The 26,115-nt window shown below is 62.4% G+C and carries 25 protein-coding genes; 11 read left to right on the forward strand and 14 right to left on the reverse strand.

Annotation, left to right across the window (positions count from 1 at the left end; genetic code table 11):
• Window positions 1-4 precede the first annotated feature (4 nt).
• The 5 genes from EXW71_RS24810 to EXW71_RS24830 all read right to left on the reverse strand — a co-directional run bounded on the left by EXW71_RS24810 (window position 5) and on the right by EXW71_RS24830 (window position 5,338).
• Complete coding sequence (locus EXW71_RS24810) at window positions 5-961, reverse strand: lysylphosphatidylglycerol synthase domain-containing protein (RefSeq protein WP_134660504.1); 957 nt, start codon at window positions 959-961, stop codon at window positions 5-7.
• Window positions 951-2,213 carry a cardiolipin synthase ClsB gene (clsB, locus tag EXW71_RS24815; RefSeq protein ID WP_134660505.1) on the reverse strand — a complete coding sequence of 421 codons (1,263 nt, stop codon included), beginning with the start codon at window positions 2,211-2,213 and terminating at the stop codon, window positions 951-953. The genes EXW71_RS24810 and clsB overlap by 11 nt, the downstream gene beginning before the upstream one ends.
• Window positions 2,210-2,986: an endonuclease/exonuclease/phosphatase family protein gene (locus EXW71_RS24820; protein WP_134660506.1), complete on the reverse strand. Its 777-nt coding sequence runs from the start codon at window positions 2,984-2,986 to the stop codon at window positions 2,210-2,212. The genes clsB and EXW71_RS24820 overlap by 4 nt, the downstream gene beginning before the upstream one ends.
• Window positions 2,983-3,909 carry a DUF72 domain-containing protein gene (locus tag EXW71_RS24825; protein ID WP_134660507.1) on the reverse strand — a complete coding sequence of 309 codons (927 nt, stop codon included), beginning with the start codon at window positions 3,907-3,909 and terminating at the stop codon, window positions 2,983-2,985. Before EXW71_RS24825 ends, EXW71_RS24820 begins: the two co-directional genes overlap by 4 nt.
• Window positions 3,910-4,135: 226 nt before the next feature.
• Complete coding sequence (locus EXW71_RS24830; protein WP_134660508.1) at window positions 4,136-5,338, reverse strand: MFS transporter; 1,203 nt, start codon at window positions 5,336-5,338, stop codon at window positions 4,136-4,138.
• Between the two features lie 173 nt (window positions 5,339-5,511).
• Here EXW71_RS24830 and EXW71_RS24835 point away from each other — a divergent pair, with 173 nt between their 5' ends.
• On the forward strand, window positions 5,512-7,623 hold the full coding sequence (locus EXW71_RS24835; protein WP_123717364.1) for a mechanosensitive ion channel family protein: 2,112 nt from the start codon (window positions 5,512-5,514) through the stop codon (window positions 7,621-7,623).
• Between the two features lie 70 nt (window positions 7,624-7,693).
• Here EXW71_RS24835 and EXW71_RS24840 read toward each other — a convergent pair whose 3' ends face one another.
• The gene (locus tag EXW71_RS24840) at window positions 7,694-11,941 is read right to left on the reverse strand and encodes a DEAD/DEAH box helicase (protein ID WP_134660509.1); all 4,248 of its coding nucleotides are present in this window, start codon (window positions 11,939-11,941) and stop codon (window positions 7,694-7,696) included.
• Between the two features lie 142 nt (window positions 11,942-12,083).
• Between EXW71_RS24840 and EXW71_RS24845 the strand changes: the two genes are divergently transcribed.
• On the forward strand, window positions 12,084-12,968 hold the full coding sequence (locus EXW71_RS24845; protein WP_123717366.1) for a sugar nucleotide-binding protein: 885 nt from the start codon (window positions 12,084-12,086) through the stop codon (window positions 12,966-12,968).
• Window positions 12,969-13,103: 135 nt separating this feature from the next.
• Here the strand turns inward: EXW71_RS24845 and EXW71_RS24850 are convergent, their stop codons facing one another.
• The 5 genes from EXW71_RS24850 to EXW71_RS24870 all read right to left on the reverse strand — a co-directional run bounded on the left by EXW71_RS24850 (window position 13,104) and on the right by EXW71_RS24870 (window position 17,217).
• Window positions 13,104-13,802 carry an OmpW family protein gene (locus tag EXW71_RS24850; protein WP_123717367.1) on the reverse strand — a complete coding sequence of 233 codons (699 nt, stop codon included), beginning with the start codon at window positions 13,800-13,802 and terminating at the stop codon, window positions 13,104-13,106.
• Between the two features lie 95 nt (window positions 13,803-13,897).
• Window positions 13,898-14,419, reverse strand: a complete 522-nt coding sequence (locus tag EXW71_RS24855; protein WP_123717368.1) for a DUF3299 domain-containing protein — start codon at window positions 14,417-14,419, stop codon at window positions 13,898-13,900.
• Window positions 14,420-14,514: 95 nt separating this feature from the next.
• Window positions 14,515-15,780, reverse strand: a complete 1,266-nt coding sequence (locus EXW71_RS24860) for an ABC transporter permease (RefSeq protein WP_123717369.1) — start codon at window positions 15,778-15,780, stop codon at window positions 14,515-14,517.
• A 1-nt stretch (window position 15,781) separates the two neighbouring features.
• Complete coding sequence (locus EXW71_RS24865) at window positions 15,782-16,492, reverse strand: ABC transporter ATP-binding protein (RefSeq protein WP_123717479.1); 711 nt, start codon at window positions 16,490-16,492, stop codon at window positions 15,782-15,784.
• Window positions 16,493-16,611: 119 nt separating this feature from the next.
• Window positions 16,612-17,217 (reverse strand): DUF2796 domain-containing protein, encoded by a 606-nt coding sequence (locus EXW71_RS24870; RefSeq protein ID WP_123717370.1) that lies wholly within the window; start codon window positions 17,215-17,217, stop codon window positions 16,612-16,614.
• A gap of 130 nt (window positions 17,218-17,347) precedes the next feature.
• On the opposite strand from EXW71_RS24870, the gene EXW71_RS24875 reads away from it, so the two are divergent.
• A complete protein-coding gene (locus tag EXW71_RS24875; protein WP_134660510.1) occupies window positions 17,348-17,689 on the forward strand; it encodes a hypothetical protein in 342 nt (113 codons plus the stop codon).
• Here the strand turns inward: EXW71_RS24875 and trxA are convergent.
• From trxA to EXW71_RS24890, 3 genes are read right to left on the reverse strand one after another with little or no spacing between them, the layout of a single operon-like run.
• The gene (gene trxA / locus EXW71_RS24880) at window positions 17,686-18,558 is read right to left on the reverse strand and encodes a thioredoxin (RefSeq protein WP_123717372.1); all 873 of its coding nucleotides are present in this window, start codon (window positions 18,556-18,558) and stop codon (window positions 17,686-17,688) included. The two genes, EXW71_RS24875 and trxA, sit on opposite strands and share 4 nt — an antisense overlap.
• Before the next feature lie 32 nt (window positions 18,559-18,590).
• Window positions 18,591-19,253, reverse strand: coding sequence for a methyltransferase (locus tag EXW71_RS24885; protein WP_123717373.1), 663 nt, complete (start codon window positions 19,251-19,253; stop codon window positions 18,591-18,593).
• Entirely contained in the window at window positions 19,250-19,705 is a 456-nt protein-coding gene (locus tag EXW71_RS24890) for a YbaY family lipoprotein (RefSeq protein WP_123717374.1), read from the reverse strand. Before EXW71_RS24890 ends, EXW71_RS24885 begins: the two co-directional genes overlap by 4 nt.
• Before the next feature lie 139 nt (window positions 19,706-19,844).
• Between EXW71_RS24890 and nrdR the strand changes: the two genes are divergently transcribed.
• The 8 genes from nrdR (at window position 19,845) to EXW71_RS24930 (ending at window position 26,085) form a co-directional block, all read left to right on the forward strand.
• Window positions 19,845-20,309 (forward strand): transcriptional regulator NrdR, encoded by a 465-nt coding sequence (gene nrdR, locus EXW71_RS24895; protein WP_167659696.1) that lies wholly within the window; start codon window positions 19,845-19,847, stop codon window positions 20,307-20,309.
• Entirely contained in the window at window positions 20,306-21,442 is a 1,137-nt protein-coding gene (gene ribD, locus EXW71_RS24900; protein ID WP_123717376.1) for a bifunctional diaminohydroxyphosphoribosylaminopyrimidine deaminase/5-amino-6-(5-phosphoribosylamino)uracil reductase RibD, read from the forward strand. Before nrdR ends, ribD begins: the two co-directional genes overlap by 4 nt.
• A gap of 45 nt (window positions 21,443-21,487) precedes the next feature.
• Window positions 21,488-22,150, forward strand: a complete 663-nt coding sequence (locus tag EXW71_RS24905) for a riboflavin synthase (protein WP_123717377.1) — start codon at window positions 21,488-21,490, stop codon at window positions 22,148-22,150.
• A gap of 15 nt (window positions 22,151-22,165) precedes the next feature.
• Window positions 22,166-23,257 (forward strand): bifunctional 3,4-dihydroxy-2-butanone-4-phosphate synthase/GTP cyclohydrolase II, encoded by a 1,092-nt coding sequence (gene ribBA, locus EXW71_RS24910; RefSeq protein WP_123717378.1) that lies wholly within the window; start codon window positions 22,166-22,168, stop codon window positions 23,255-23,257.
• Between the two features lie 88 nt (window positions 23,258-23,345).
• Window positions 23,346-23,822, forward strand: a complete 477-nt coding sequence (gene ribE / locus EXW71_RS24915; protein WP_034100965.1) for a 6,7-dimethyl-8-ribityllumazine synthase — start codon at window positions 23,346-23,348, stop codon at window positions 23,820-23,822.
• Entirely contained in the window at window positions 23,819-24,319 is a 501-nt protein-coding gene (gene nusB, locus EXW71_RS24920; protein WP_123717379.1) for a transcription antitermination factor NusB, read from the forward strand. Before ribE ends, nusB begins: the two co-directional genes overlap by 4 nt.
• Window positions 24,320-24,337: 18 nt before the next feature.
• Window positions 24,338-25,303 carry a thiamine-phosphate kinase gene (gene thiL, locus EXW71_RS24925; RefSeq protein WP_134660511.1) on the forward strand — a complete coding sequence of 322 codons (966 nt, stop codon included), beginning with the start codon at window positions 24,338-24,340 and terminating at the stop codon, window positions 25,301-25,303.
• 56 nt (window positions 25,304-25,359) lie between these two features.
• The gene (locus EXW71_RS24930) at window positions 25,360-26,085 is read left to right on the forward strand and encodes an ABC transporter substrate-binding protein (RefSeq protein ID WP_134660512.1); all 726 of its coding nucleotides are present in this window, start codon (window positions 25,360-25,362) and stop codon (window positions 26,083-26,085) included.
• Window positions 26,086-26,115 lie beyond the last annotated feature (30 nt).

Genomic DNA, 26,115 nt, shown 5'->3' on the forward strand with positions numbered 1-26,115 from the left:
GCGTTCACGCGGGTGTTTTCTTGACCCTGAGCGCTTTGGCCTTGGCTTCCACGCCGAGGTACATCATCAGTGCGATCAGCAGCGGCACAATGAAATAGATGGCCCGATAGGCAATCAACCCGGCCAGCAAGCTGCCCCGTGACGCCTCGTGCTGCAACAGCGCGATAAACACTGCCTCCAGTACACCCAGGCCGGCCGGTATATGAGTGAGCACCCCGGCAATTGCACTGATCAGCAGCACGCCCAGTACCAGTGGATAGTCAAGTTTGGCCGGCAGCAAGGTGAAGATCACTGCGGCCATCAGCGACCAGTTCAACGCCCCCAGCATCAGTTGCAAGCACGCCATGCGCAAGGACGGCAGGTTGATTTCCATGCCGCGGATCGTCCAGGCACGCTTTTTTGAATACTGGCAGGCCGCCAGATAACCGATGCTGACCAGCACCAACACCGCACCAATGCCCTGCAATGCACTGCTGCTGACTTTCCAGCCGGGCGGCATCGTCACCAGACCGCTGCTGAAGATCACCCCGGCGATCGCCATGTAGCCGAACCAATTGGTCGCCAGGCTCAGCCCGAGGATCTTGGCGATATTGTGGGTGCTCACCCCCAGGCGCGAATACAGCCGATAGCGCATGGCGATGCCGCCGACCCACGCACTCAGGTTGAGGTTGAAGGCGTAGCTGATGATCCCCACCGGCAGGATCTGCTTCCACCCCAGGGGTTGGCGGATATAGGTGCGGCCGATCAGGTCGAAGCTGGCGTAGACCAGGAAACTGCACAGCGTCAGCGCGCTCGCGATGACCAATGTGCGCACCTTGAAGTCGCTCAGGGTCTGTATCACTTCGTTCCAATCGATACGCCGCGCGAGCAGGGTGAACAGAACGATCAGCAACAGGAAGAAGGCGATGGTCAGCGGTTTTTTCCAGCGCTTGAACCGTGAGCCTTGGGTATCAGGTGTCATGGTGCTGGACCTCAAAAGGCTTGAGTCGGGGTTTGTGCGCCGGCAACCATCCCGTTAGCACGGGAAAATGGCGCATTACATGGAAGACCAGGAAACCGACGGTCAATCGCCAAAGCCACAGGCGCTGCTTGCGGTTCTCCGGCATGGTCCGGCAATGGTTCTTGGCCAGGGTTTCCAGGCGTTCATACAGGTGCTGATTGAAGGCTCGGTCGCGAATCAACACGTTGGCCTCCAGGTTCAACGACAGGCTCAAGGGGTCCAGGTTGCTCGAACCCACGGTGCTCCAATCGTCATCCACCAGCGCCACCTTGCCGTGCAGCGGGCGCTCGCAGTACTCATGAATGACCACGCCGTCCTTGAGCAGGTAACCATAGAGCGTGCGCGCCGCCAGCTTGGCCAACAGCACATCGGGCTGGCCCTGCATGATCAATTCCACTCGCACGCCCCGGCGCGCGGCGTTGCGGATTTCCCGCAGCAAGCGATAGCCGGGGAAAAAGTACGCGTTGGCGATCACCACGCGTTTTTGTGCCTGGCTCAAGGCGTGGATGTAGGCTTCTTCGATGTCATCACGGTGATGCACGTTATCGCGGTAAATCAGGCGCACCTGGCCGTCACCTTTTTCGGTGTGCCATGGGGAAGGCCTCTGCTGGCGCCGCCGCCAGCCGCGTCGCGTGCGTACCTGGCGGCCACTCTGCGCGAGCGCAAAATGATGCAGGTCCGCTACCACCGGACCGGTCACTTGCAACGCATAATCCTGCTTGGCCTCGGGGCCATAATCACCCAGGTGATCGGCGGAGAAATTGATCCCGCCGATGAACGCGACTTCGGCGTCCACCACCACAATCTTGCGGTGCAAGCGGCGAAACCAATTGGTGCGAATGCCCAGCGTCTTGGCGGCCGGGTCGAACATCTGCACCGCCACGCCCGCTTCGGCCAGTTCCCTCAGAAAAGCCGGGCTCAACTCGCCGCAACCAAACCCATCCAGGCTGACCACCACCTTCACTCCACGTTGCGCGGCCTCGATCAGCACCGCCTTGAGCTCAAGGCCCACTTTGTCTTCGAAGAGGATGAAGGTCTCCAGCAGGATCTCCCGCCGCGCCTTACGCAATGCATCGAAGACCTGTGGAAAGTACGTCTCGCCGTTCTCCAGCAACTCGACCCGGTTGCCGCCCTGCCAGCCGTAATCGAGGTCACGGGCCTTGGCTTCGTCCGGCGGCTGATCAGTGGAAATATGCTCTACGGCAACGGTCATAGTTCGATCTCCACCGACAGCGGCACATGGTCCGACAGATGGGACCATGGCCGTGTGGCCAGGACCCGAGGGTTATGCACCTTCACATTACGCACGTAAATCCGGTCCAGTGGCAGCAACGGAAGGCGTGCAGGGAACGTGCGCGCGGGTTTGCCCAGGTTTTGGTTGAATACTTCCTGCAGGCCGCTCAGGCTCAGGTCGGCCTTTTGGCGCCAGTCGTTGAAATCGCCGGCAACCACCAGCGGCGCGGTGGCCGGGATCTCGCTGATGCGCTGTTCCAGCAAGCGCAATTGCTGCTGGCGATGTACTTCACGCAACCCTAAATGAATGCAGATGGCGTGCACCTCCTGGCCGGTGCCCGGCAGCCGCAACACGCAATGCAGCAGGCCACGGTTTTCATGCCCACTCTGGGAGATATCGAGGTTGTCGTAGCGCACGATCTGGAATTTCGACAGCAGCGCATTGCCGTGATCGCCGTGGGGGTAGACCGCATTGCGCCCATAGGCGAACTGCGGCCAGATGCTGTCGGCGAGAAACTCGTACTGCGGCATGTTCGGCCAGTCGCTGTATCGCTGCGGGTGGCGTTCGTGAGTGCCGTGGATTTCCTGCAGGAACACAATGTCAGCGCCCACACTGCGCACCGCCTCACGCAGTTCGGGCAGGATGAAGCGTCGATTCAGCGCGGTGAAGCCCTTGTGGATATTCACCGTCAGCACTGTGAAGTGCGTGATGGCAGCGGTGGGAGGGGCGGGGATCAATTCCGGATGCGTCATGGCAACACCCCCGGCTCCGGCAATACGCCGGGCGTTGTGGCCAGGTGCTTGTCCAGGCCGAAACGTTGCAGCAATTGGCGCGCATCGAAGGGCGCGCGCACCTTGATGTCATTGTCGAAAAAGCAGAATACATCGCGCTGCTTGCAGGCGCGGGGCTTGTGTTGCGGGGCGACCAGATGCGCATCCGCCGGTTGCTTGCCATGCGCCCAGCACTCGATGCGATCACCCCAACGCTTGAGTGCTTCGGCGCTGTAGCCGCTGGCATACAGCTGCTTATCGCCGTGCAGGCGCAGGTAAAGAAAGTTGGCGGTGACGTCTTCGATATACGGCCACTTGCCGGCGGTGTCTGCAACCACCAGCGCCACGCCGTGTTTGGCCAGCATTTGCACGAACTCCGGTACCGCAAAACTTTTATGGCGAATCTCCACCGCATGGCGTAACGCGCGTTTGCCATGGGCCTGCATGCTCGCCTTGCCGTTCAGCCGCGACTCATGCTGGTGGGCGAGGGCGGCGGCTTGTTGAGTGTCGGTGGGTAATTCGGCGAGAAAAGCTTCGAACAGGGGCGGGTCGAATTTAAAGCTGGGCGGGAATTGCCAAAGGATCGGCCCGAGCTTTTCTTTCAGTTCCAGCACGCCTGAGGCGAAGAAATTAGCCATCGGCTTATGCACCTCGCGCAGGCGCAGGATATGGGTGATATAGCGGGGTGCCTTGACGCTGAACTGGAAATCTTCAGGCGTCTGGGCGTACCACTCGGCATAGCGCTTGGGCGTTTGCAGCGCGTAGAACGAGCCATTGATTTCGATGCTGTTGACGGCGCGTGACGCAAACTGCAACTCACGTTTCTGGGTCAGCCCCTCGGGGTAGAAATCCCCGCGCCAGGGCTTGTAGCGCCAGCCGGAAATGCCGATATGTATCGCCGTCATGGTTGCTCCCGTGAATGATCGGTCGGTTGACCTCTGTTCTGGGATGACTGGAATAGTCGACGGAAAGTTTCTGCGTTTCTACAGACGGCATGTAGGACGGCACATGAAACGACATGTGCCAAACCTGTGGGCTCGCTCGCGAATGGGCCGGTTCAGCCGTGAATCTATTGGCTGATGCCCAACGCTTGCGAGCAAGCCCGTTCCCAGAGGGTATGTGGCGACTGACTCAGTGTCCGACTGCCACAGGGTTCGATGACTCGGCATACACCGGCCCCAACCGATCAAGTCGGCCACTCCATGCCGTCAGTGCCAAAGCCACCAGGACCACCAGCCCACCGATCCAGGCCGTGTGGATCAGCCCCATATGCGCCACGATCAAACCACCGCCCCAGGCGCCGCCGGCGATACCCAGGTTAAACGCGGCGATATTCAGTCCCGAAGCCACATCCACGGCTTGCGGGGTGTGATGCTCAGCCTGGCGCACCACATACACTTGCAGGCCAGGCACGTTACCGAAGGCGACCGCGCCCCACACCAGTACGGTGGCCAGGGCCAGCCATGGGCTCGCTGCGGTGAACGTCAGCATGAACAATACCGCTGCGAGCAGGGCGAAGATGATTTTCAGTGCGCTGATGGGGCCACGCTTGTCGGCGAGCTTGCCGCCCCAGATATTCCCGGCGGCTACCGAAACCCCGTACACCAGCAGCACCAGGCTAACGGTGCTGGCGCTGAAGCCGGAGATATCCTGAAGGATCGGCGCCAGGAAGGTAAACGCGATAAATGAGCCGCCGTAGCCGACGGCGGTCATGGCATACACCAGCAGCAAGCGCGGCTGCTTGAGCACTTGCAACTGTTGCAGCAACGACGCGGGTTTGCTGTGGCTGATGTTTTTCGGCACGTAGAGCAAGCTGCCGATAAATGCGATCACGCCCAGGGCCGAGACGGCCAGGAAGGTTTCACGCCAGCCGAAGTGCTGGCCGATGAACGTGCCCAGCGGCACGCCGGTGACCAGGGCGACGGTCAAGCCGGTAAACATGATGGCAATTGCGCTGGCAGCTTTTTCCTTGGGCACAAGGCTGGTGGCGATGGTCGAGCCAATCGAGAAAAACACGCCATGGGCCAGGCCGGTGACAATCCGCGCGAGTACCAGGGACTCATAACTCGGCGCCTGCCAGGCCAGCAGGTTGCCGAGGGTAAACAGCACCATCAACGACAGCAGCAGCCATTTGCGCGGCACTTTGCCGGTGAGCGCCGTGAGCACTGGCGCGCCGATGGCCACGCCCAGGGCGTAGAGGCTGACCAAGAGGCCGGCGGACGGCAAGTCGACACCGAGGTCGTCGCCGATGGTGGGTAACAGGCCAACGATGACGAACTCGGTCGTCCCGATGGCGAAAGCGCTGAGGGTCAGCGCGAGCAAGGCAATGGGCATGGCTGCAACTCCGGTGGGTTGATTCAGGAGCGCAGTGTCTGAGTTTGGCTTGTGCGGAAAAAGCCAGGTATTGGCATTTGATATTTGTCTTGGACGCAAAAGTAAGACGAGGGGGAACGATCGGGGCGTAAACCCGTCAGTTCCTTACAGACCTTGCTGAAGGAGCCGCTGTTTTGCTGAATCTCAAGACTGCATTACTGCTCGGTGCGCTGCTGCTGTTTGGCAACGGCGTACTGCAAGCTGCTACGACGGTGCCGGCTCCAGCGTCTGCTGCACCGGCCAAGCCCGAGTTATTGGTCGAGGGTGGCTTGCTCGGCGCCATCAGTTCCAGCATTGACGATGTGCAGGACAAACTCGACCTCAATGAAAACCTCATCGACGCCTGGCGCCTTCGCGCCGACCGTGCGGCGGACGAGGTCGGGCGGCTGGTGGACCAGACCGCCGAGCGCTCGCCGTGGCGCGTGGCCGGGGATTTCCTGCTGCTGTCGGGGGTATGGGGTGGTGCCTTTGCGGTCTTGATGCTGCTGGGACGATTGGCCGTAAAGCGTCTGAGTCGACAGCGCTTCATTGGGACACGTGGGCGCCTGCAAGCGGTGTTGGGGTACGTGATGCCCTACACCCTGCCTGCATTGATTTGCCTGCCACTGACGCTTTATGTCAGCCACTTTTTACCCTCGTCGGTGGGGCGAGCGCTGGCACTGTGTTTCGCCTACGCCACCAGCAGCGGCATTTTTTCCACGTCGATGTTGTTGTGCGTCATCGTCATGTTCAACGTCGGTCACAAGCGTACGGCCGTGCAGATTATTCGTAGTTACTGCCCGAGGCCGTTGTTTCTGATCGGCTTCCTTGCCGCCCTCAGCGACGCACTGACCAGCCCGCAAATCGCGCGACAACTGGGTGGCAATATCACCAGCAGCATTGCCGTGTTCACCGGGCTGTTTGCGGCGGTGATTTTTGGCGTACTGGTGGTGCGTCTGCGCCGTCCGGTGGCCCATTTGATTCGCAACCGGCCATTGGCCCAGCGCCTGAAACACCCGGCATTGCAGCAATCGCTGCGGGTGTTTTCCGGGCTGTGGTACTGGCCGATCCTGTTGATGGTGCTGGTCTCGGCGATCAACCTGATCGGCGCTGGCGACGATAATCAGAAAGCCCTGCGTTGTGCGTTGTTCACGACGATTTTGCTGATTGGCACCGTGTTCCTCAGTACAGTGCTGCAACACCTGTTCAAGTCCCGCAGCCAAGTGGCGATCCAGCGCAGCAGCGCCTACAAGGAACGCTTCCTCAGCCTGTTACACGCGATCCTGCGTATTGTCATGGCGATCGCTTTTATCGAAATTCTCGGGCGCATCTGGGGCGTATCGTTGTTTGAATTTGCCCAGCGCAACTCGGTAGGCCGGGCGATCAGTGACTCCCTGAGCAGCATCGGCCTGATCCTGCTGATGACCTGGCTCTTCTGGGTGGTGCTCGACACGGCCATTCAGGAAGCTCTGAAGCCGCCGGTGAATAAGCGCTCCAGCCGCCAGCCAAGCACGCGGGTCAAAACCATCCTGCCGCTGCTGCGTAATGCGGTGAAAATCATCCTGGTGGTGATCTGTGCGATCACCACCATGGCCAATCTGGGTATCAACGTCGCGCCGTTGTTGGCGGGTGCCGGTGTGGTCGGCCTGGCCATCGGCTTTGGCTCCCAGCAGTTGGTGCAGGATGTGATCACGGGCCTGTTCATCATCATCGAAGACACTCTGTCTATTGGCGATTGGGTCGTGCTTGACTCCGGCCACGCCGGCACGGTCGAGGGCCTGACCATTCGTACCCTGCGTCTGCGCGACGGCAAAGGTTTTGTGCACTCGGTGCCATTCGGGCAGATCAAGGCGGTCACCAACCAGTCGCGGCAATTCGCCTATGCGTTCTTCTCGGTGCAGTTCACCTACGATACCGATGTGGATAAAGCCGTGGAGCTGATCCGCGAGGCCGGGCAATCGATCCGTGATGACGCGTTCCTCCAATACAACCTGCAAGGGCCGCTGGAGGTATTCGGCGTCGACAAGATGGACCTCAATGGCGTGGTGCTCACCGCGCAGTTCCGCACGGTGTCGGGCGGGCAATATGCTGTCAGCCGCGCGTTCAATCAGCGCCTGAAAAAGCTTGTGGATAACTGTGCGCAGGTGCACTTCGCGCAAACTTACCCACAGCAGGTTTTCTTGCCCAAGCGCAGCGCCCAGGTGGACGAGCCGGATGAAGAGGTACCGGCGTCGTTGGTGCTGACCGAGCAGCCGCGCCCTCAATGAGGGCGCTTGAAACGCATTTCCAGGTGTGGGAGGGCGCTGGCTCCCGATGAGGTCTTCGACGCCCCCGACGTCAGTGCCTGATCAACTTCTCCTGCACCGCTTGCTGATCGCTGTCCACCAGCAGTTGCGGCTTGCCGCTCACCATTACGGCGGCCGGCAACCCGTCCCGGTACACGATCCGATTGCCGCTCACTGCCGGCACCTTGCTGCCCGGCAACAGCGTGCCCACCAGGTTCAACGGGTCGGCGCCACACACCACCACCAAGCTGCCGTCGTGAGGCCTGCGCCGTACTTCGCGCAGTAACGGGATCGCCTCCGGCAACGCAAATTGTTCTCCCGCCAGGCCACTGACAAACCGCCCGCCACGAATTTCCCCGCGCGCTTCGAGCCGATGAAAGGTGCGCAGCAACTCTCGCCAGCTCGGCAGCCACTCCGCCTCGCGCTCCAGCAAGCGCCAGAACACCACGCCATAACGGCGCAGCAGGGTCATCGCCACGTGTTCCAGCGTCTCGGCCGAATGCGCACCAGGGGCCGTTGGCGGTCGGCGCACCAAGGCCCATCGCCCGGCGTCGTCCATTCCGCCGACAAATGCACCCCGCCCACGCCGGCTGCTGCGTGCCTGGTGTTTGCTGGCGGGCGTGGTCAGCGCACGCAGCCCGGCAAAGCTGTCGGCATTCACCAACCCGGCGCCCACCAGTTCCTGCAACGCGGTTTCCAATTCACTGCGCAGCAGATGGGCTTCGTGCACCAGCTCATCGAAAAACAACGCGCCATGATCACGCAGGGCCTGAAGGACTTTCTGCGCCTTGAGCGACAGCGTGGTGCTGTCGGTGAGGTCGGTCAGCCCACTCCACAATGGCACCTGGCTGCGTGGCAACAGCACCACCGGTGTGCTGCGCAATGCACTGGCGCTGGCCTTGTTACTCAAACGCATCCACACCAGCTTGCCGCTGCGGCACAGTTCGTCGAGCCAGGTGGAGGCGTAGTCCTTGAGCCGCGCACTGAGCAAGTCACTGTCCCAGGCGGATGCGGCTGCGCTATAACCTTCGAACTGGGCCATGATCTGCGGCAGCATGGCGCTGCCCTGGCCGCGCGTGGCGTTGGACAAGTGCTGCCAATCGAACAGGAAGCGCATGAAATCCTGCAGCGCCACCGGTTCGATTTCACGGCGCAGGCGCTTGACGGTGTAGCGATGAATGCGCGCGAGCAAATGCCGTTCGCACCATTGCTCTGCGTCGGCGCCGGGGCTGAAGCGACCGCGCAGCACATAACCTTCCTGCTCCAGACGCGCGAGTGGCTGGGTGACATCAGCCATCGGCAGTATCAGGGGCGCGGCGATTTCGATCAGGCTCAGCGGGCCGAACCCTGCGAGGCGTGCGCGCAGCACTTCAACCACCGCATCGTCATAGCTCCATGGTTCATCGAAGCCCGGCATAAGCGGCAAGTTGCCGGGATAGATCGTCTGCAAACAACTCAAGCGCTCCACGGCCACCCACAAGCCGTTGGGCAATTGACAGGCGCGCCCGCCCTTGGCCAAGGCGTGCAGCCACTCGGCCCATTGCGGCGTGACTTCGCCGGCGGCGATACACGCCAGGCTCATCAACGCTTCATGCATTTCGTCCAGGCCGTTGGGCGCCGGCCAGGCCTCTTCACGCACGCCGGCAATGGCGTCAGCGTCCAGCGCGCCGAGGTCGTCGGTGCTCTGCGGGTCGCTCCAGCGCCGGTTGAGCACGGCCTGGGTGCGGCGTTCTTCCAGCGGGGCGTCGTCGAGAAAGGTGTAGGGGCGGGCACTGAGGATTTCGGCGGCCATGGGCGAGGGGGCAGGCAGGTCGCGGCTGACCAGGCGCACTTCGCCGCGCTCCATACGCCGCAGCAGGGCCAGCCAGGCGTCGCTGTCCATGACCTCGTGCAGGCAGTCGTCGAGGGTTTGTTCCACCAGCGGGTGGTCGGGTACTTCGCGCTCCCCGGCCAGGTTTTCCAGGCAGGCGATCTGGTCGGGGAACACGCTGGCGATCAGGTCTTCGCTTTTCATGCGCTGGATCTGCGGCGCCACCTTGCGCCCACCGGCAAACCGCGGCAATGCCAGGGCCACGCCTGCGTTCCAGCGCCAGCGCACGCCGAACAATGGCGCGTCCAGCACGGCCTGGATCAGGATGTGCTCGGCGCTGTGACTGTTCAGATAGCGCCACACTTCATCCAGCTCAAAGCTGTGACTGGTGGACAGCGACAGCACGATGGCATTTTCACTGGCAGCCGCCTGCAATTCGAAATTGAACGTGCGGCAAAACCGCTTGCGCAAGGCCAGGCCCCAGGCGCGGTTGAGGCGGCTGCCGAAGGGCGTATGGATGATCAGCTGGGTGCCGCCGGACTCATCGAAAAACCGCTCCATGATCAGCGTGTCCTGAGACGGCAGGGCGCTCAGGGCCAGGCGCGCACGGGCCAGGTAGTCGAGGATCTGCTCGGCGCTGGCGTGGTTCAGGCCGAGCGTGTGGGTGAGCCACTCCAGCGCGGGTTGCAAGTCACCCGGGCTGGCACCGAGCACAGCGTCCAACTGCCCCTGGAGACGCGCCACCGCCGCCGACAGCTCGTTGCTGCGCCCTGGCGCCTCGCCGAGCCAGAACGGAATGGTCGGTGGCTGCCCGTGGGCGTCCTCGACCCGCACCTTGCCGCTTTCTACGCGCAAAATCCGGTACGACGTATTGCCGAGCTGGAAGATATCCCCGGCGATGCTTTCCACCGCGAAGTCTTCGTTGACGCTGCCGATATTCAGGCTCTGGGGTTCGAGCAATACGCTGTAGTCGGCGTTGTCGGGGATGGTGCCGCCGCTGGTGACGGCCGTCAGCCTGGCGCCCCGGCGGCCGCGCAGGGTGCGGGTCACTGCGTCGCGGTGCAGGTAGGCGCTGCGGATGCCTTGGCGGCCGTTGTAGCCGTCGCTGAGCATATGCAGCAGCGCCTGGTAGTGGCGCTCATCCAGCTCGGCGTAAGGAGCGGCGCGACGCACCAGCTCGAGCAACGCCAGTTCGGGCCATTCCTGGGCGCTGACTTCGGCAATCAGCTGCTGGGCCAGCACGTCCAGTGGCGCGACGGGGATCTGCAGCGTATCCAACTCGCCCCGACGCACACAGTCGAGCAGCGCGGCGCATTCGATCAGGTCGTCGCGGGTAGTGGCAAACAGGCGGCCCTTGGGCGTGCCGCCGACCTGATGCCCGGAGCGTCCCACCCGTTGCAGAAAACCGTTGATCGAACCGGGTGAGCCGATCTGGCACACCAGGTCCACGTCGCCGATATCAATCCCCAGTTCCAGCGATGCAGTGGCAATCAGCACTTGCAGCTCGCCGGCCTTGAGCCGTTGCTCGGCGTCCAGGCGCATCTCCTTGGCCAGGCTGCCATGGTGGGCGGCCACGGCCGTTTTGCCCAGGCGCTCGCTCAGATGCCGCGCGAGGCGTTCGGCCAGGCGTCGAGTGTTGACGAATATCAGTGTGGTGCGGTGTTCGCGCGCCAGTGTGGCGAGGCGGTCGTAGACCAATTCCCAAACGTCGTTGGCCATCACCGCTGAGAGCGGCACGGGCGGCACTTCAATATCCAAGTCACGAGGCCGGGCATGGCCGATATCGACGATGGCGCATTCGCGCGCCGTGCCCACCAGAAAGCGCGAGACCGCCTCGATAGGTTTTTGCGTGGCCGACAGGCCGATACGCGTCAACGCCTGGGTGCACAGCCCTTGCAGGCGTTCCAGGCTTAACGCCAGATGACTGCCGCGCTTGCTGGCGGCGATGGCGTGGATTTCGTCGACGATCACCGTGCGGGTATTGCCCAGCATATGCCGGCCGGAGTCCGAGCCGAGCAGCACATAGAGCGATTCCGGCGTGGTCACCAGGATATGCGGCGCACGCTTGCGCATCAGCGCACGGTCTTTTTGCGGGGTATCGCCAGTGCGCACGGCGGTGCGGATCACCAACGGCGGCAAGCCCAGGCGCTGCAACTGTTCGGTGATGCCCGCCAACGGGTTTTGCAGGTTGATCTGGATATCGTTGGACAGCGCCTTGAGCGGCGACACATACACCACCAGCGTCTCATCCGGCAGTTGCCCGTCGTTAGCCAGGCCCTGATGGACGAGGTCATCCAACACCGCCAGGAACGCGGTCAGCGTCTTGCCGGAGCCCGTGGGCGCGGCAATCAGGGTCGAGCGGCGCTGTTGGATCAGCGGCCATGCCTGGGCCTGGGCGCTGGTCACCGACGGGAAGGTGCTGCGGAACCAGGCGCTGACGGCAGGGTGGAAACCGTCCAGGACCTTGTCCGTGGATTCAGGAAGGTTCATGCATTCAGTTATGGCGTCGGCCCCGACAACTTGCAACCCCACACTTTTATCCGTGACGGTTGCGCGACAAACCCGCAAAATGCAACGATCCTTACAAATATCCAAAAACCTTCGTTCCATACAGACCGGGCCTGCTCAATCTATGCGAATGCGCCTTATGTTACTGGGCGGCGGGAATGCCCTCGGGCAGGCGCTGATTCGCCTCGGTGCAGAGGAAGACATCGGTTTCCTCGCACCCAAACCGCCCCAAGACGGCTGGGATGCCGCGAGCCTTACCCAATTGCTCGACGACACCCGTCCCGATGCGTTGATCAACCTCGCCTACTATTTCGACTGGTTCCAGGCCGAGGCGGTCAGCGAAAGCCGTTTGGCCGCGCAGGAGTTCGCTATCGAACGCCTGGCTGAACTGTGTCAGCACCACGGCATTACGTTGCTGCAACCGTCCAGCTACCGCGTATTCGATGGCTCCCGCGCCACCGCCTACAGCGAAAAAGACGAACCGGTGCCCTTGGGCCTGCGCGGCCAGGCGTTGTGGCGTATTGAACAGAGTGTGCGCGCCACCTGCCCGCAACATGTGCTGCTGCGTTTTGGCTGGCTGCTGGATGACAGCATGGATGGCACCTTGGGACGCTTTCTGGCCCGTGCGGAAAAACCGGATGAGTTGTTGATGGCGGACGACCGTCGCGGTAACCCGACGCCGGTGGATGATGCCGCCCGGGTGATCATTTCCGTGCTCAAGCAGCTCGATTGCGCGGCGCCGCTGTGGGGGACCTATCACTACGCCGGCCAAGAGGCGACCACACCATTGGCCCTGGGCCAGGCGATCCTCACCGAAGCGCGCAACTATCATCCGCTGGCTATCGAATCACCCACCGCCCAGGCCCACGCCGCACGGCCGGATGCAAGCGATGAACCGCAGCATGCGGTGCTGGCCTGCAAGAAAATCCTGCACACCTTCGGCATCAAGCCACGGGCGTGGCGTGCGGGGCTGCCGGCTTTGCTGGACCGGTATTACCGCCACAGCTGACATAACGCAAAAGCAGATGTGAGAGGGGGCTTGCTCCCGATTGCGGAGTACCAGTCACTGATTCACTGACTGATTCACCGTAATCGGGAGCAAGCCCCCTCTCACTTGGGTTATGCGCTGTTGCTTACACCGGGATCAGAATTTGTAGCCGATACCCACCATGTAAACCATCGGGTCCACGTCCACATTCACTTTGGCGCGGGTGCCCTGGCCCAACGCGTTGTTGTCCACGGTCGCCTTGGTGCTGATGTCGATGTAGCGCGCCTGGGCGTTGATCATCCACTTGTCGTTGATCATGTAGTCGGCACCGATTTGCGCGGCCCAGCCCCAGGAGTTGTCTGCCTTGAAGTTGCTGAAACCGGCTTGTTGCGCACGGCTGCCGACGTGCTCGTCATAGATCCAGGTGTAGTTGATACCGGCGCCCACGTAGGGTTGGAACGCCGACTTGCTGTCCAGCGGGTAGTACACGACGCTCAGGGTTGGCGGCAGGTGTTTCAAGGTGCCGAGCTTGCCGTTGGCGGCGCCCAGGGCGGTGTTCTTGATCTTCACGTCATGCTCGAATGGCGTGGCGGCCAGCAGTTCGATACCGACGTGATTGGTCAGCATGTAGGCGAAGTTCAAGCCCAACTGGGTGTCGCTGCTCATGGTCGCCTTGCCGCCCAGGTTGGTGCCCGCCAATGGGCCCTGGTCGACCTTCACGTGGCCGCTGTCAGCTTTCGGGTTCACGGTGATAGCACCGGCACGAACCAGAATGTCGCCAGCTTCGTGAGCGTGGACGGCAGGGGCGGCGAGGGCGAGCGCGAAGAGGGACGCGCCGAGCAGAGACTTGTTCATGGGAGCTCCAAAAGGACGTTTAAAAGTTGTACGTCCAATGGTAAAGATCGTTCCGTTCGATCTTTTGACTCAGCTCAATGAATGGGCAATCAGCGCTAGTCCGGCAGTTCGTAGACGTAAATCTTCTCGGCATCCATCTGGTAACCGGCATCCGCCAACTCGCTGGTAGAGGGTTTGACCTGCATTGAGCCCTCGATCCAATACGGCTGGTACAGCTCATCGAGCTTCACGCCGACTTCGCTTTTTACATGCACGATCTGGTTCGACGGCGGCGGCGGCACGTGAATACACGCGCCGAAATACGGCACCAGCAGAAACTCGGTGGTGCGGCCTTCTTCGCTGACTTCCAGCGGCACGATATAACCCGGCAAGCGGATGTGCTGGCCGTCCAGGCTTTGCACCACCGGCGCGTTGGGCAGCTCCTGCTTGGCCGCAGGCGCCGCCTCGACCGACAAGGCATCGGCCATGTTCGACAGGTCGTGCAACGGTTTCATGTTAGGGATTTCCGGTGGCGCATCCGCTGGGATCATCTCTTGCCACGACAGATCCTTGGGCTGGTCGGCGGACCAGACCGGCACGCTCACCAGCAGCAACAGCGCAAACAGGGCACGACGCATGTGATTCCTCAGTAGGTAGCTATCAGCTGCAAGCTTCAAGTAAAAGCCGAAGCGCTTCCCGCTTGAAGCTTAAAGCTTAAAGCTTGCAGCTGCTCTTAAACCCTAATCGACAGGCCATCGGCCAGTGATTGTCGATAGGCACGCCACGCGGGCACGCTGCCCATCAACAACGCTGCGCACAAGATACCGGCGAGCAGTGTCCATTCATATTCGCTCGGCCACGACATCGGCAAGTCCAGACCATAGTTGGCCTGCAAATACCCGCGCGATGCGGCGATGCATACGTACAGCAAACCCACGCCCACCACCACGCCGGACAACGCCAGGGCGAAGGCTTCGAAGATCAGCAGCGTCGCGATATGCCAAGGCCGTGCGCCCACCGACCGCAATATCGCCATTTCGCGGCGACGTTCGTTGAGGCTGGTGAGGATCGCTGTGAGCATGCCGATCAGACCGGTCAGCACTACAAATAACGAAATCACGAACAGCGCCTTTTCGGCGGTGCCCATCATGCTCCACAACTCTTGCAGGGCCACGCCCGGCAGGATCGCCAGCATCGGCTCACCACGGAAATCGTTGATTTCCCGTTGCAGGGCGAAGGTGGAAATCTTGTTGTTCAGGCCGAGCATGAAGGCCGTGATGGCCTGTGGAGTGAGGTCCATATTGCGCGCCTGCTCGGCACTGATGCGGCCTTTGCCCTGGGCCGGTACGCCGTTGTGCCAGTCGATATGGATCGCTTCCATACCGCCGAGGCTGATGTGCAGCGTGCGGTCCACCGGCGTGCCGGTGCGCTTGAGAATGCCGACCACAGTGAACGGCTTGTCATCGTGTTTCACCAGGCTGACGACCGCCACGCCATGGGCCAGCACCAGCTTGTCGCCGAGTTTGTAATGCAGGGCGTCGGCCACTTCGGCGCCCAGTACCACTTCGAACGGGTCGGTGGCGAAGGCGCGGCCGCTGGCCAGTTCGAGGTTCTGTTTGCGGCCGTACTGGTAATGCTCGAAGTAGGACGCGTTGGTGCCCATCACGCGGTAGCCGCGGTGGGAGTCGCCGAGGGAAATCGGGATCGCCCACTTCACTTGCGGGCTGGCGGCGAAGTGCTCGTAGCTGTCCCAGCGGATGTTGTTGGTGGCATTGCCGATGCGGAACACCGAGTACAGCAGCAGGTTGACCGAGCCGGAGCGGGCGCCGACGATCAAGTCGGTACCGCTGATGGTGCTGGCGAAACTGTTGCGCGCTTCAGTGCGCACCCGCTCCACGGCCAGCAGCAGGCACACCGACAGGGCGATGGCGAAAGCGGTGAGGATCGCGGTAAAGCGGCGGTTAGCCAGGCTGGCCATGGCTAGACGGAACAAATACATCTCAAACCTCTGCGGGCGTGGCGGCGCGATTGAGTTCGGCCAGCGACAGGTTGCGGTCGAACAGCGGTGCCAGGCTCTGGTCATGGCTGACGAACAACAGGCTGGCGCCGGCTTCGCGGCATTCGGCGAACAACAACTGGATGAACGCTTCGCGAGCGTCGTAGTCCAGGGCCGAGGTGGGTTCGTCGGCGATTACCAGTTCCGGCTGGCCAATCAGCGCACGGGCGGCGGCCACCCGTTGCTGCTGGCCGATGGACAGCGAGTCGGCGCGGCGCTCCAGCAGGTCTGGGGCGTTGAGCCCCAAATGCGCCAGCAAAGTGGCGGCGGCCTGATCGACGCTGCCGTGACGCTGGATCGCCCGTTGCGCGCGCAGCTTGGAAAAGTGGCAGGGCAGTTCGACGTTCTCGCGCACCGACAGAAACGGCAGCAGGTTGAACTGCTGGAAGATATAACCGGTGTGATCGACGCGGAAACGGTCGCGGGCACCGGCCGACAGTTCGGTGAGTTCCTGGCCGAGCAGGCGAATGCTGCCGCGGCTGGGTTTCTGCACGCCGCCCAGCAGCCCGAGCAGGGTGGTTTTGCCGCTGCCGCTCGGGCCTTTGAGGAACAGGGTTTCTCCTGCTTCCAGGCGGAACGCAGGGATGTCCAGCAACTGTGGGTGGCCGGGCCAGTTGAAGCCCAGGTCAGACAGTTCGATTAACGCTTGAGTCATGGTTGCAGTTCACGCATTGGGCTTTCTGTAGAAGCGAGCTTGCTCGCGAAAGACGTTAACGATAACGCGGCATTCCGGTGAACGCGGCGCGCTTGAGTTTTTCGTGAGCAAGCTGGTTCCTACAACTTCAGGGTGGCTGCGGTGGCCGTCGCTTCAACACCTTGCTGGCCGCTCGGACCGATCAGTTGTACCTGGATTTTCTGGGTGGCGGGGAAGGTCTTGAACACTTGCGTCAGGTCGAAATTGCTCAGGGCCGTCGGCGTGGCGCACGTGAATTGGTAGTGCGCATGGATCTCGCTGTGGTCGTGATGATGCTCGTGGGCGGCGGCGCCTTTGCCGTCGGTGGCGTGGTCGTCATCGTCGTCGTCATGGTCGGCTTCAGGCTTGTCGCCGAACAGCGGGCTGTTGAGCTCCTGGGTGCTGATCACGCAGCCGGCGGCTTTGGGCAGGTTGAACAGGGCCAGCGGATTTTCCAGCTGTTTGCGCGCGGCGGCGACCTTGGCCTTGTCGGCGGCGGTGCTGGCCTGGTGTTCGAAGCCCACGAGGTTCATCGCCGGGCTGTCGAACTCCACTTCCAGCGCCTGGCCGTCGAGCACGGCGTTTAGGCGACCGACCCCGTGTTCATGGGCGCCCAGGCTGCCGTGTTCATGTTCGTGATCGTCATGAGCGTGGGCGACAGCCAATGGCAGCAGGGCAAACGGCAAAGCGAGCAGCAGACGGCGCATGAGAGGGCTCCAGAACATGAAAGTTTTGTTATGTGATCTTATAACAATGTTGCGAGAGTTTGACCGCCTGCTTGGCGTTGCGCAAGCCGCGTGGGAGCATGCCCGTCAGAAAAGTGCAGGAGTAAGGACGATGTTGCGAATTCGTGGAACTGTCGGCGACCTGCCGGTGGATTTGACCCTGGAGCTGGACGACGGCGACTGGGCCCGGCTGGGCGCGCAGTTGCAGGCGGCTCCGGTGCCGACTGCGCCAACCGTTGCGCCGGTCAAACAGACCGATGACCTGTGGCAGAAAGCCCAGGACCTGTTACGCAAGGCCGGGCAACTCAGCGGGTTGGAGTTACTGGATCAACTGGAAGGTCTGGCCGGCGATGCTGCGTCCGGCAAGCGCCTGTTGGTGCGCTTGCGACACAGTGCCAATGTGAAAGTCGCCAGCGGCGGGGACACGCCGCTGTACCGTTGGGTCGAGGCTTAATACAGCGCGGCGAACAACTTGCGACGGTATACGGTTACCAGCGGATGCTCATTGCCGAGCAATTCGAACACCTGCAGCAGGGTCTTGTGCGGCAAACCCTCGCTGTAGCTGCGATTGCGGATAAACAGCTTCAGCAAGCCTTCCAGCGCCGCGTCGTATTGCTGGCGCGCCAGTTGTTGAATCGCCAGTTGATAGGCCGCTTCATCGTCCTGCGGGTTTTGCGCCAGGCGGCTTTTCAGTTCGGCCGCGTCCGGCAGGTCGGCAGCCTGGCGCAGGAACGTGATCTGTGCCTTCGCCCCGGCGAGTGCGGCCTTGTGCTCATCGCCCTTCACGGCATCCAGCACGGCCTGGGCTTCGCCCAATTCGCCACGTTCGGCCAGGCAGCGCGCGTACAGGATCAGCGCGGCGGCGTTGGTGTTGTCTTCGCCCAACAGTGCGACCAGCACCGCTTCGGCCTCGCTGATACGCCCTTCGGCAAACAGCGCCTGAGCCTGTTCCAGAGGATCGGCCGCGGCCGGTGGTGGCATCTGTACATGTGGCTCCAGCATCGCCCGCACCGCCGACTCCGGCTGTGCACCGGCAAATCCGTCCACCGGTTGGCCATCCTTGAACAACACCACGGTTGGCAGGCTGCGAATGCCAAAACGCGCGACGATATCCTGCTCGGCCTCGCAGTCGACCTTGGCCAGCAGCAACTCGCCCTGATAACTCTCGGCAATCTGCGCCAACAGCGGCATCAGCGCTTTGCACGGCGCACACCACTCGGCCCAGAAATCCACCAGCACGGGCTTGTGGAACGAGTTCTCGATCACCGCCTGGTCGAAGGTGGCGGTGGTGGCATCGAAGATGTACGGCGTGGGCTCACTCATGGGGCGTCTCGAATAAAGCGGGAATGGGGCAACTATAAGGGCTGGCGCCGCGAATGGTACAGGCTCACCTTGCGAAACTCCCAAGGTTCGGCCAGGTCTGGCAACGTCAGCGCATCAAGGATCTCCAACCGCCGATAATCCGGGTGTTGAAAGTCCTTCACCCGCGAATCCGCCACCAGCGCTTCGCGGCCGCGGGTCAGAAACTGGTCCAGCAGCGGCAGGTTGGCACGGTCGTAGAGCACGTCGGCCACCAGGATCAGGTCGAAGCGGTCGGCTTCGGCGAAAAAGTCTGCCGAATAACCCAGTGCCACACCGTTGAGTTCGGCGTTGGCCCGGCAGGCGGCCAACGCCAGTGGGTCAAGGTCGCAGGCCACCACCTCCAGCGCGCCCGCTTTGACGGCGGCAATCCCGGCCACGCCGGAGCCGGCGCCAAAATCCAGTACGCGCTTGCCGGCGACCCATTCGGGGTAGGCCGCCAGGTAACGCGCCAACGCCAGACCGCTGGCCCAGCAGAAACTCCAGTAGGGCGGCTCATGCAGGATGCGCCGGGTTTCCTCCTGGCTGAATTCGCGGTCCATGTTGTCCGCGTCCAGCAACCACAGCGACAGCTCGGTGCCCGGCAGCGGGCAGGGCACCAGTTGCGCGTCGCCGATCAATTCGCTCAGGGCGCGCTGCAGGTGCAGCGGTGGCGTCATGGTGCCTTGACGAGTTGCAGGGGGCCGGTGGTCTGGGTGATCGCCTGGGTGATACGCACCGCGGGCAGGTGCAGGATCAACTGGCCGGACTGGCTGGCGCGGCCGCGTAATTCAACCCGCGCACCGACCGGGAAGGCCTCGGGGTTGAAGCGCAGACGGAAGGCCAGCGGCTTGCCGTTGGCGTTCAACACGCTGCTGGCGAGCAGTTGCTGCGGGCGGTTGCGCTCATCGATCACCAGCAATGCCAGTTCGACCTCGGCGTTGGCCGGCACGCCGTTGAGGACGCCGCTGATTTCCCGTTGATAAGCCGGCAAGGGGCCGAGGTCTTCAATACCGGGCACTTTTTTCTCTTGTGCCGGTGTGGGTTGAGGCGCGGCCGGCTTGGGGGCTTCGCTGCTGCAGGCGACCAGAAAACTGAACAGGGCGAGTAAAACCAGTGGTCGTAGCTGCATGTACGGCTCCAGAAAGGACAAAATCCGTGGTTTGAAAATCAACAAACATAATAGCCCGCCTATATACCGTAAAGGCTATGGCTTGTCTTGCCACGGGGATGCGCTACCATGGCCCTCCCTTTTTTTGTTGCCTGCCACCATGCACTGTCCCTTCTGCGGTGCCAACGACACCAAGGTCATTGACTCGCGTCTGGTCGCCGAGGGCGATCAAGTGCGTCGCCGGCGCGAATGCCTGGCCTGCGGTGAACGTTTCACCACCTTCGAAACCGCCGAACTGGTATTGCCCCGTCTGATCAAGTCCGACGGCAGCCGCCAGCCTTTCGACGAAGACAAACTTCGCGCCGGTATGCAGCGCGCCCTGGAAAAACGCCCGGTGAGTGTCGAGCGGCTGGAGGCGGCGCTGGTGCATATCAAGCACAAGCTGCGCGCGACCGGCGAGCGCGAGGTCAAGAGCCTGGTGGTTGGAGAACTGGTGATGGGCGAGCTGCAAAAGCTCGATGAAGTCGCCTATATCCGTTTCGCCTCGGTGTATCGACGCTTCCAGGACCTCAATGAGTTCCGCGAAGAGATCGACCGCCTGGCCCGTGAGCCGGTTAAACAATGACGACACCTTCCGCTGAGCAGGCCGTGCTCGACGCCCATTACATGGCGCGTGCGCTCGAACTGGCGCGCAAGGGCCTCTACACCACGCACCCTAACCCGCGTGTGGGTTGCGTGATCGTGCGTGATGGGCAGGTTGTCGGCGAAGGCTGGCATGAGCGCGCCGGCGAGCCCCACGCCGAGCCCAACGCCCTGCGCGCCGCCGGTGACAAGGCGCGTGGCGCCACGGTGTATGTGACCCTCGAACCCTGCAGCCATCATGGGCGTACACCGCCGTGCGCGGATGCCTTGGTGAGCGCAGGTGTAGCCCGTGTCGTTGCAGCGATGCAGGACCCCAACCCGGAAGTGGCCGGGCGTGGCATGCAGCGCTTGGCTCAGGCCGGCATCGAGGTCCATGGCGGTGTCCTCGAGGCGCAGGCGCGAGCATTGAACCCGGGGTTCCTCAAACGCATGGAACACGGCCTGCCATTTGTGCGGGTCAAGCTGGCGATGAGCCTGGATGGCCGTACCGCCATGGCCAGCGGCGAAAGCCAATGGATCACCGGCCCGGCTGCCCGCGCCGCCGTGCAACGCCTGCGTGCCGAAGCCAGTGTAGTGCTGACCGGCGCCGACACTGTATTGGCCGATGGTGCGCGCCTGACCGTGCGTGCCGCCGAGCTGGGCCTGGATGAGGCCACCACCGCCTTGGCCATGTCGCGCCCGCCATTGCGCGTGCTGATCGACGGCCGCCTGCGCGTGCCGCTCGATGCGCCGTTCTTCAAGGCCGGGCCAGCGTTGGTCATCACCTGTGTCACGCCGGAGAATCAGTTCCCTCGTGGCCCTGAGTGCCTGGTGGTACCGGGAGTTGCTGGCCAGGTCGACCTGCGCTCGGCGCTGGTTGCCCTGGCCGCCCGTGGCGTCAACGAGGTGTTGGTAGAAGCCGGCCCAAGCCTGGCAGGCGCTTTTGCCCAGCAGGGCCTGGTCGACGAGTACGTGATTTTCGTCGCCGGCAAGTTTCTCGGTTCCGCTGCCCGGCCTTTGTTGGACTGGCCGCTTGAGAAACTGGCGGATGCCCCCCAACTCAAGATCACTGAAATGCGCGCTGTGGGCGACGACTGGCGAGTCACTGCCATTCCTTTGCCAGTAGCGAGCGTATAATTTTCGGCCTGCGCCAGGCGCAGCCCCGTTTTCCAGGAGAAGGCCATGTTCACCGGCATCATCGAATCCATCGGCAGCATCCGCGCCATGACCCCAAAAGGCGGCGATGTGCGCCTGCTGGTTGAAACCGGCAAGCTCGATCTCGGCGACGTCAAGCTGGGCGACAGCATCGCCGTCAACGGCGTGTGCCTGACCGTCATCGAGTTGCCGGGCAACGGCTTTGCCGCTGATGTCAGCCGGGAAACCCTGGACTGCACCGCGATGAATGACCTCAAGGCGGGCAGCCCGGTCAACCTGGAAAAAGCCCTGACCCCCACCACCCGCCTGGGCGGTCACTTGGTCAGCGGCCATGTCGACGGCGTTGGCGAAGTGGTGGCGCGCAGCGAAAACGCACGTGCCGTGGAATTCCGCATCCGTGCCCCCAAAGAGCTGGCCAAGTACATCGCCCACAAAGGCTCGATCACCGTCGACGGCACCAGCCTGACCGTGAATGCGGTGAATGGCGCCGAGTTTGAACTGACCATCATTCCCCACACCCTCAGCGAAACCATCATGGCCTCCTACCAGCCGGGTCGCCGGGTGAACCTGGAAGTGGACTTGCTTGCCCGTTACCTGGAGCGCCTGCTGTTGGGCGATAAGGCCGCAGAGCCTGCGTCCGGGAACATCACTGAAAGTTTTCTGGCCGCTAACGGCTACCTGAAATCCTGACCAAGGGGGTGCCGCGTGGCGCTCAATAGCATCGAAGAACTGGTTGAAGACATCCGCCAAGGCAAGATGGTCATCCTGATGGATGACGAAGACCGCGAAAACGAAGGCGACATCATCATGGCCGCCGAGGCCTGCCAGGCCGAGCACATCAACTTCATGGCCAAGCACGCCCGCGGGCTGATCTGCATGCCCATGAGCCGCGAGCGCTGCGAGTTGCTCAAGCTGCCGTTGATGGCGCCGCGCAATGGGTCGGGTTTCGGCACCAAGTTCACGGTTTCCATTGAGGCCACCACTGGCGTCACCACCGGCATCTCCGCCGCTGACCGCGCGCGCACCGTACAAGCCGCTGCCGCCAAGGACGCCAAGGCTGAGGACATCGTCAGCCCGGGCCACATTTTCCCGTTGATGGCCCAGCCGGGCGGTACTCTGGCGCGTGCCGGCCACACCGAAGCCGCCTGCGACCTGGCGCGCATGGCCGGTTTTGAGCCGAGCGGGGTGATCTGCGAGGTGATGAACGACGACGGCACCATGGCCCGTCGTGCTGAACTGGAAACCTTTGCCGCTGAACACAACATCAAGATCGGCACTATTGCCGACCTGATCCACTACCGCATGATCCACGAACGTACCGTTCAGCGGATTGCCGAGCAGCCGTTGGACAGCGAACTGGGCCAATTCAATTTGGTGACCTACCGTGATTCAGTGGAAGGCGACGTGCACATGGCCCTGACCCTGGGCAACATCTGCGCGGAAGAACCGACCCTGGTGCGGGTGCACAACATGGACCCGCTGCGTGACCTGCTGATGGTCAAGCAACCGGGTCGCTGGAGCCTGCGGGCCGCCATGGCTGCGGTTTCCGAGGCAGGCAGTGGTGTGGTGCTGTTGCTCGGTCACCCGCTGGATGGCGACGTGCTGCTGGCGCATATCCGCGAAACCGCCGACCACGCGCCGGTGAAAAAACCGACCACCTACAGCATTGTCGGTGCCGGTTCGCAGATCCTGCGTGACCTCGGTGTGCGCAAAATGCGCCTGATGAGCGCACCGATGAAATTTAATGCGATATCCGGTTTCGACCTGGAAGTTGTAGAATACGTGCCCTCCGAATAAAGGCCGGCGATTCCTGCCCCTTGTTCGCGGTTAAATCATCACTAAGGGGCGCCTTTTTCGCGTCCCGGCTCTTTAAGAGATTTGTCGAATGACCCTGAAGACCATCGAAGGTACCTTCATCGCCCCCAAAGGCCGCTATGCCCTGGTGGTTGGCCGCTTCAACAGCTTCGTGGTTGAAAGCCTGGTAAGTGGCGCTGTGGACGCCCTGGTTCGCCACGGTGTGAGCGAAAGCGACATCACCATCATCCGTGCCCCTGGCGCCTTCGAGATTCCACTGGTTGCGCAAAAAGTCGCGCAACAGGCCGAATACGCGGCGATCATCGCCCTGGGCGCGGTCATTCGTGGCGGTACCCCGCATTTCGAATACGTGGCTGGCGAATGCACCAAGGGCCTGGCCCAGGTGTCCATGGAGTTCGGCGTACCGGTTGCCTTCGGCGTACTGACCGTTGATTCCATTGAACAAGCCATCGAGCGTTCCGGCACCAAGGCCGGTAACAAAGGCGCCGAGGCTGCCCTGTCCGCCCTGGAAATGGTCAGCCTGCTGTCGCAGTTGGAGGCCAAGTGATTTCCGACGAGAGCGATCGTTTCAACCCACGCGACCCACGCCCAGCGGACGCCGGCAAGCCATCGAAGAACGAGAAGCGCCGCGCTGCTCGTCAATTGGCGACCCAGGCGCTGTATCAGCGTCAACTGGCGGGCGCTTCGTTGAACGAAATCGAAGCGCAGTTTCGCGTCGACAACGATTTCACCTTTGCCGATCTGCCGTACTTCCACGACATTCTGCACGGTGTGCATGCCCACCTGACCGAGATCGATACGGCCCTGGCGCCTTGCCTGGACCTGACCCTCGAAGAGCTGGACCCGGTTGAGCTGTGCGTGATGCGGCTGTCGGCCTGGGAACTGATCTATCGTGTCGACGTACCGTACCGCGTGGTGATCAACGAAGGTATCGAACTGGCGAAAGTCTACGGTTCGACCGACGGCCACAAGTTCGTCAACGGCGTGCTCGACAAACTGGCCCCGCGCCTGCGTGAAGCCGAAGTGAAGGAACATAAGCGCTGATTTGCGCTTGAGTCCCTGATGGGTGAGTTCGAGCTGATCCGCAATTACTTCGCCGCCGCGCCTTGTGCGCAAGGTGGCGAAGGCGTTGCCCTGGGGATCGGCGACGACTGCGCCTTGCTGGCGCTCCCGCCCGGGGAGCAGTTGGCAATCTCTACGGATACATTGGTGGCCGGCGTGCACTTTGCCGACCCCTGCGATCCCTTCCTGCTCGGCCAGCGTTCACTGGCCGTGGCGGTAAGCGACCTGGCCGCCATGGGCGCCAACCCTCTTGCGTTTACGCTTGCCCTGACGACTCCGACGGTCGATGCCGATTGGCTGCAACGCTATGCCCAGGGTTTGAACGCCATGGCGCAACATTGCGGTGTGAGGCTGGTCGGTGGCGACACCACCCGTGGCCCGCTGAGCCTGACCCTGACGGTATTGGGGCGTGTGCCGGCTGGGCAGGCGTTGACGCGCAGCGGGGCGCGGCCGGGTGACCTGCTGTGTGTCGGAGGGGCGTTGGGTAATGCGGCCGGGGCCTTGCCGCTGGTGCTCGGCCAGCGCAGTGCGCAGGCCGCCATTGCCGATCCGTTGCTTGCGCATTACTGGTCGCCACAACCGCAACTGGCCTTGGGGTTGGCGCTGCGGGGCAGGGCCACGTCTGCGATGGATATCTCCGATGGGCTGTTGGCTGATTGCGGGCATATTGCCAAGGCGTCGTCTGTCGGCCTGTTGGTCGAGCGTCAGCAGCTGCCACTGTCCGCGGCCCTGCTGGCATTTGTCGGCGATGACGAGGCGCGTGTGGCCGCCCTGAGCGGCGGTGACGACTACGTACTGGTGTTCACCTTGCCGCCAGCCGAGTTGGCACCGCTGCTGGCCGACGGCTGGCCGATTCATGTGATCGGCCGGGTCGAGGCGGGGCAGGGCGTGACGCTGCTCGATGCGAACGGGCAGGACATCACTCCGGCCGTTCGTGGTTATCAGCATTTTCGCGAGACGCCGTGAACTGGCTACCTGCACTACCCTCTATACGGTTCACACTGTGTCGGAGACCTTTCACCATGCCTATGCGTCATTGGCTGCTGATAGCGCTGTGTACCGTCGCGCCGCTGGTGCAGGCGGATGAGGCGTCGCCTCCAGGCAAAGTCATGCTGGCCAGCGAGGAGTGGAACGACTACACCAACCCGGATGGCACAGGGCTGGCCTGGGACGTGTTGCGAAAGATCTTCGAGCCGGCAGGCATCACCTTAGAAAGCCGCAGCGTGCCTTATACCCGCTCGGTCGGCCTGGCCCAGCGCGGCGAAGTGGATGGCTGGGTCGGTTCTTACCGCAACGAAGCCGAGGGCGTGCTGTACCCCCACTGGAACTTCGACTCCGACCACATCTACGCACTGGGGCTGGCCACTGCGCCGACACCGAGCATCGCAACGCTGGGCAACTACCGTCTGGCCTGGGTGCGCGGCTACAAGTACGAGGAGTACTTGCCCAATGTGCGTCGCTTCAACCCGGTCGAGCGGCGCAGCGGCATCCTGCCGATGCTGCAACACGGGCGCGCCGATTTTTACATCGATGCGCTGTCCGAAGCCAAATACGTCCTCGCTCAGGCCGATGACCCCGCGCAGTTCAAACTCACGCACATCGCCGAGCTGCCGTTGTACATAGGCTTTGCCGATAACGAGCGTGGCCGTGCGTTGATGGCGGTGTATGACCGGCGCATGGCTGCTCTGGTCAAAAGTGGCGAACTGAAGCCGATTTTCGAGCAGTGGAAACAGCCGTATCCGTTCTGACCTGCATAGAACCAGGACGAAGGCCAATCG

The organism is Pseudomonas sp. BCA17 (assembly GCF_004519405.1).
Taxonomy (GTDB): domain Bacteria; phylum Pseudomonadota; class Gammaproteobacteria; order Pseudomonadales; family Pseudomonadaceae; genus Aquipseudomonas.

Excerpts from the sequence above, each read along its gene's own strand:
- trxA (WP_123717372.1), bottom strand. The coding sequence starts at position 18,558 with ATGAGTGAGCCCACGCCGTACATCTTCGATGCCACCACCGCCACCTTC.
- ribE (WP_034100965.1), top strand. The coding sequence starts at position 23,346 with ATGACCCTGAAGACCATCGAAGGTACCTTCATCGCCCCCAAAGGCCGC.
- EXW71_RS24820 (WP_134660506.1), bottom strand. The coding sequence starts at position 2,986 with ATGACGCATCCGGAATTGATCCCCGCCCCTCCCACCGCTGCCATCACG.
- EXW71_RS24875 (WP_134660510.1), top strand. The coding sequence starts at position 17,348 with ATGTTGCGAATTCGTGGAACTGTCGGCGACCTGCCGGTGGATTTGACC.
- EXW71_RS24825 (WP_134660507.1), bottom strand. The coding sequence starts at position 3,909 with ATGACGGCGATACATATCGGCATTTCCGGCTGGCGCTACAAGCCCTGG.
- EXW71_RS24890 (WP_123717374.1), bottom strand. The coding sequence starts at position 19,705 with ATGCAGCTACGACCACTGGTTTTACTCGCCCTGTTCAGTTTTCTGGTC.
- EXW71_RS24885 (WP_123717373.1), bottom strand. The coding sequence starts at position 19,253 with ATGACGCCACCGCTGCACCTGCAGCGCGCCCTGAGCGAATTGATCGGC.
- EXW71_RS24850 (WP_123717367.1), bottom strand. The coding sequence starts at position 13,802 with ATGAACAAGTCTCTGCTCGGCGCGTCCCTCTTCGCGCTCGCCCTCGCC.
- EXW71_RS24930 (WP_134660512.1), top strand. The coding sequence starts at position 25,360 with ATGCCTATGCGTCATTGGCTGCTGATAGCGCTGTGTACCGTCGCGCCG.
- thiL (WP_134660511.1), top strand. The coding sequence starts at position 24,338 with ATGGGTGAGTTCGAGCTGATCCGCAATTACTTCGCCGCCGCGCCTTGT.
- ribD (WP_123717376.1), top strand. The coding sequence starts at position 20,306 with ATGACGACACCTTCCGCTGAGCAGGCCGTGCTCGACGCCCATTACATG.
- EXW71_RS24845 (WP_123717366.1), top strand. The coding sequence starts at position 12,084 with ATGCGAATGCGCCTTATGTTACTGGGCGGCGGGAATGCCCTCGGGCAG.
- EXW71_RS24870 (WP_123717370.1), bottom strand. The coding sequence starts at position 17,217 with ATGCGCCGTCTGCTGCTCGCTTTGCCGTTTGCCCTGCTGCCATTGGCT.
- EXW71_RS24840 (WP_134660509.1), bottom strand. The coding sequence starts at position 11,941 with ATGAACCTTCCTGAATCCACGGACAAGGTCCTGGACGGTTTCCACCCT.
- EXW71_RS24855 (WP_123717368.1), bottom strand. The coding sequence starts at position 14,419 with ATGCGTCGTGCCCTGTTTGCGCTGTTGCTGCTGGTGAGCGTGCCGGTC.
- nrdR (WP_167659696.1), top strand. The coding sequence starts at position 19,845 with ATGCACTGTCCCTTCTGCGGTGCCAACGACACCAAGGTCATTGACTCG.
- EXW71_RS24810 (WP_134660504.1), bottom strand. The coding sequence starts at position 961 with ATGACACCTGATACCCAAGGCTCACGGTTCAAGCGCTGGAAAAAACCG.
- EXW71_RS24830 (WP_134660508.1), bottom strand. The coding sequence starts at position 5,338 with ATGCCCATTGCCTTGCTCGCGCTGACCCTCAGCGCTTTCGCCATCGGG.
- EXW71_RS24905 (WP_123717377.1), top strand. The coding sequence starts at position 21,488 with ATGTTCACCGGCATCATCGAATCCATCGGCAGCATCCGCGCCATGACC.
- EXW71_RS24865 (WP_123717479.1), bottom strand. The coding sequence starts at position 16,492 with ATGACTCAAGCGTTAATCGAACTGTCTGACCTGGGCTTCAACTGGCCC.
- EXW71_RS24860 (WP_123717369.1), bottom strand. The coding sequence starts at position 15,780 with ATGTATTTGTTCCGTCTAGCCATGGCCAGCCTGGCTAACCGCCGCTTT.
- clsB (WP_134660505.1), bottom strand. The coding sequence starts at position 2,213 with ATGACCGTTGCCGTAGAGCATATTTCCACTGATCAGCCGCCGGACGAA.